4 protein-coding genes are annotated in these 5,021 nt (G+C 47.3%); all 4 read right to left on the minus strand.

Annotated elements, in window-relative coordinates; all coding sequences use genetic code 11:
- A partial coding sequence (locus B2633_RS05805) for an HD-GYP domain-containing protein (RefSeq protein ID WP_483169718.1) occupies positions 1-620 on the minus strand: 620 nt, incomplete at its 3' end.
- A 124-nt stretch (positions 621-744) separates the two neighbouring features.
- Positions 745-1,176, minus strand: a complete 432-nt coding sequence (locus tag B2633_RS05810) for a response regulator (protein WP_483169719.1) — start codon at positions 1,174-1,176, stop codon at positions 745-747.
- Between the two features lie 11 nt (positions 1,177-1,187).
- A complete protein-coding gene (locus B2633_RS05815) occupies positions 1,188-3,386 on the minus strand; it encodes a PAS domain-containing sensor histidine kinase (RefSeq protein WP_483169720.1) in 2,199 nt (732 codons plus the stop codon).
- Between the two features lie 307 nt (positions 3,387-3,693).
- Positions 3,694-4,902, minus strand: a complete 1,209-nt coding sequence (locus B2633_RS05820; RefSeq protein WP_061213539.1) for a vWA domain-containing protein — start codon at positions 4,900-4,902, stop codon at positions 3,694-3,696.
- Positions 4,903-5,021: the final 119 nt, after the last annotated feature.

A 5,021-nucleotide genomic window follows, 5' to 3' on the forward strand; every position in this document is an offset into this window, starting at 1 on the left:
AGGAATTCGGCCGGTATGCTGATTTTACCTATATCATGGAGGATGGCAGCAATATGTATTCCCTCGATAATCTCAGCGGGAAGACCCATTTCTTCAGCAATGGCACAGGCCAGCACACTTACTTTTTTCTGGTGTCCCGAGGTATAGGGATCACGCTTTTCCAGCATGGAGGCCAGGCTCTCCACGGTCTGCAGCAGCACATCACGGAGCTTCTTTTCCGCCGCGTGGCGGGCCCTTATATGTTCCCATTCCCGCAAACCCCGCAGGATAAAGTCAGGCAGGCCAGCAAAGGCTTCCGGCGATTTCACCAGATAATCCAAAGCCCCGGCTTTAATGGTTTCTACCGCCAGCTCCTCGTTGCCGTAGCTGGTCATCATAATGATAGGATAGGACGAATGCTCCTTATCCGGAGAAAACAGCTCAATTCCCCGGCCATCAGGAAGCAGCCAATCACAAACTACGATATCGGGTTTCCTCTCCTCCATGTAGATGCGGGCCTCCATCAGGTTGCTGCTGAATCTTAGCATAAAGCGAGACTGGTGGTCTTCGAAGGCTCTTTGAATTAACTCGGTATGTAGTTCGTCATCCTCAACAATAAGAACTGAAATACGTTCTTTCATTTTGCAGCACTCCTTGCTCAAGTGTATCGATCGTGAAAAACAGTTCTGCCTGATGTTTAGAATGACTATGCTGTTGTCAAGATATGTACTTAGGCCTTTTTAACATTGCCGATCAATACTTTTCTCATCTTACCGGGTTCGCATTGCATTTCAGCCAGTAGCGTCCCAGCTTTAGCATCAATTCGTTGAATTGTTGAAAGTCCATGGGCTTGACCAGGAAGCTGTTGGCATAGTAATTGTAGGCCCGGTAAATATCGTTCTCCGACTCGGAAGAGGTCAGCACCACGGTGGGAATAATCTTTAATTCCTCCGCTTGCTTGATTTCCTTTAACACTCCCAGACCATCTACCTTGGGCAGGCGCAAATCCAGTAGAATGAGGTTGGGACGGGGATATTTCTCCACCTCGCTATATTCACCCCGACCAAATAGATAGTTCAGGGCTTGTTCCCCATCTGTAACGTGAATAACATGGCTTTTTATCTGCTGTTCTTCCAGGCTGCGCATGATAAGCTCGGCGTGGTCTTCATTGTCTTCCACCAGCAGAATATTTAGCATTGACTCATCCATCATTTATCCCCTTTCTTACTATCAGTAGCGGCAGGCAAGGTAAAATAGAAAGTGCTTCCCTGGCCCGCTCCGGCTGACTCCACCCAGATACGCCCCTGGTGAAGCTCAATAATCCTTTTAACCAGAGCCAATCCAATCCCGGTACCTTCTGTGCTTTGATCTAATTTATCGAAAAGCCCAAAAATCTTTTCCTGGTATTTGGCTTCTATGCCTGAACCATTGTCATTAATAAAAAAGCCGCACTCGCCTTCACCGGAGAAACAGCCTATTTCTATTCGCGGATGGTCATTGGGCCCCATAAACTTGATAGCGTTTTCCAGCAGGTTTTGTACGACTTCGGCTATTCGCCTGCGATCACCTTGTATCCAGGGCATATAAGGAGCTATCACTACCTCCGCCTTTTTCTGGCTGATAGGCCCAGAAAGTAATTCAACCACTTCATGACAGAGCCGGTTCATGGGGAAGTTGCTGTAAGGGTTTAAGATACGGCCGATACGAGAGAGTTCCAGGAGATCTTCCAGCAGTTCCTCCATCTTGCCTGAGGCATTGATAATTCGCTGTATATCTTTTTGCAGGCGAGCGGTTTTACCTTTCTCCAGGTCTTGCAGGAGCAGGCCGGAAAAACCTTTTATAGTGATAAGGGGGCTGCGCAAATCATGCGATACCGTATAGGTGAAGCGCTCCATCTCAGCATTTTTGGCTTCCAGTTCTTTTATCTGTTGCTGAATCGTGGCTTCCGCCTCCTTGCGCTCGCTGATATTTGTATAAAGAACATAGTAGCCCGAATTGGCAATAGGAATCATGGTAACCAATACCGGCAGCAATTCACCGTTTTTCTTTTTTCTCACGCTTTCCCGGCTATTGGCCTGCCCACTGGAAACCATACTGGACATGAAAGCGGACTCTTCTCTCAGTTCTTCCGGAACCAGCACTTCCTCCAGGATAGAACCCCGGCATTCTTCAATAGTATAGTCAAAAAGTTCAAAAAAACGAGGATTGATATCCAGGATTCTATGCACAGGATCACAGAGAACGACGGCATCCAGGGTATTGTAGAAGAGCGCCTGCAGGTTGGTGCTTTGGCGATAAATCTCTTCCTCCGCCCTCCGCCGCTCACTGAGGTCGCGGATGGCCGCTGCCCTGACTTCACGATCCTGGTAGATAAAACTCCGCCCTTGAATCTCTACCGGAACCCTGCTCCCATCCTGACGCAAGGCCACGGCTTCGTAAGAATCCTTACTGCCACTCATCATCTGGCTTTTAACTATTTCCCGGGCTTCCGGCGCGGTAAAACTCATAACATCAAGCCCAATAAGCTCTTCCCGGCTGTAGCCAAACAGCTCTACTGCAGCCTGGTTGGCTTCTATGCAAATCCCGTTCTCGGAAATGATAATCCCCTCAAAACTGGCTTCGGACAAAGCCTTGAAGCGGGCTTCGCTCTCTTGCAGTATCTTTCGCGCCTCTACCTGTTCGCTTATATCCCAGGCCGCCAGCAAAATATGCCCGTCCGGCAACGCTACACTATGTATATTAAAAAAGCGCCTTTCCCCATCCCGGCGGCGCAAAACGATCTTTCCCTTGGAGTATCCTGTTTCTTTCAAGTTCCGGTTCCAGGCTTTCATGATTTCCCGGCGCTTGGGCATATCCGCCAGTACTTTCTCTTCCCAAACCAGGCTGGAACTGACTTCTTCCCGACTATAGCCAGTATATTTTATAAAACGCGGATTAACATAGAGGGTTTTCCCCTCCGGGTTGACCAGGGCAGTTGCTACCGGGTTATTCTCCAGCATAAACTGCAAGGACTCCTTTTGCCTTAATAAATCAACTTCCATAGCCTTGCGTTCATTGATATCAAAAGCCGAGACTATTACCGCCGGCTCTCCCTCAATGCTGGTATTTTTGGCCTTAATATGTGCCCAGAAGCTGTTCCCCTGCTTCCCCAGCAGTCGCAGTTCATAACTATCCTGCACCTCTTCCCCACGCTGTCGGGCCCATCCCCTTTGCCGCAACAAATCACTGTAATCCGGGTGGGCTATATCCCAAAAATTCATGGAATAGAGCTCCTCCAGGCTATATCCCAAATTCTTCTGCAGGGTTGGGTTTATATAAGCAAATTTGCTTCCTCTTATGACCGCAATCATAATATCAGTGTTTTCATTTAATTCAATCATTAATGGCAATAAGTTGTTTTCTATCATACTTTCGTCCTTATTTTGACATATTTCCATCTTTTACTTGAGTATAACATAGGCATTTTTTCCTGTATAGGTCTGGATCACGCATTATTAAACAGGAGATAACACCATCTTTTAAGCATCGGAAGAAACTGCGGAGCAGTTTCAACACAGCGCTGCAACGAGGCGGGAGATTAGAACCCGCCGCCTGTTTTGCTAATAGGCGACCGCTTAGGGGGGAACATATTTCACCTCTATACCTGACTCGTTGCCTTGAGGTAAAAATAATTTTTGGCTTTGGGGAAAGGGTGTAACGGGAATGGTTCTCTATTTATAACTGTACCGCCTGGCGGCTGCGCAGTTTGTTGATAGCTGTCTCCAATCCCTCCACCGTCAAGCTTTCCATGGGGAAAATCTCGGCGATCTTGCTAATGGTAAAGGTCCCCTCCATCCAGTTCCAATAGTTTTTGGGGATAGGATTCAGCCATACCGAATATTCAAAATGCTGGCGCATGCGTCTAAGCCAATCAATTCCGGGCTTATCATTGTAGAGGCCCCACTCTATAATGCCCCCAACCCGCATCAGTTCATAGGAAGACATGCTGGCATCACCCACAATAATAAGACGATAATCACTATCATAAGTTTTTAAAACATATTCCGTTTCCGTATAATCAGTCAAACTACACCTGGGACCGTGGTAAAGCCAATCATAGATGCAGTTATGAAAGTAAAATATTTTTAAGTCTTTAAAATGATTGGAGCGGTTAACTGCGGTAAACAGCTGGTTGCACAGGCGGCTATAAGAAACCATGGAGCCTCCTGAATCCATCAACAATAACACCTTTATCCCATTCTCACGCGGTCTTTCCCAAACCAATTCCAGCCTTCCCGCATTATTGCAGGTCTTGTCGATGGTTCCATCCAAATCCAGTTCAGTCCGGGCTCCGTCCAGGCGGGTAGTAAACTGCCGAAGCTTCCTCAAGGCTACTTGAAACTGGCGAACTCCCAGGGTTTCATCGGTGCGAAACTCCTGGTATTTTCTCATTCCTGCTACCTTAACGGCGGAAAGGCTGCGGGTATTGCCTCCGATGCGTATGCCACCGGGATGATAGCCGGAATGACCAAAGGGAGAAGTGCCCCCGGTACCTATCCAGCGATTGCCCCCATGATGTTCCTCATTTTGCTCCGCCAGTCTTTCCTCCAGCATTCGTTTAAGTTCATCCAGATCCAACTGCTGGTGATTGGCCTTCATGGCTTCAGTTACTTCCATCTCCGGTAATTCCTTGTCCAGCCATTCCCAGATTTTTTCCGGCAGGCCTTCCGGAGTTTCAATATCACCGAAGAAGCTGGCAAATGCCTGATCAAAGCGGTCATAGTGGGCTTCGGTTTTAACCAGAACCGCCCGGCAGAGATAATAAAAGCCGGTAAGGCTGGAGCCAGCCATACCAGCTTCCAGAGCCTCCAATAATAATTGCCACTCGTTGAATGAAACCGGAATACCGAAATCTTTAAGGGTATAATAAAATTTCGTGAACATAATAAACCTCACTTCCCGGGCAAACTGTATAAATGCTTAATAAGAAAATAAGATTGATGTCACTGCAAAAAGTTATAAATATGCATTAGCTTGCATAAATATACCGCTCGCAGTCTTCG

The sequence above is a fragment of the Syntrophomonas sp. UBA1041 genome, assembly GCF_002316705.1.
Taxonomy (GTDB): Bacteria; Bacillota; Syntrophomonadia; order Syntrophomonadales; family Syntrophomonadaceae; genus DTU019.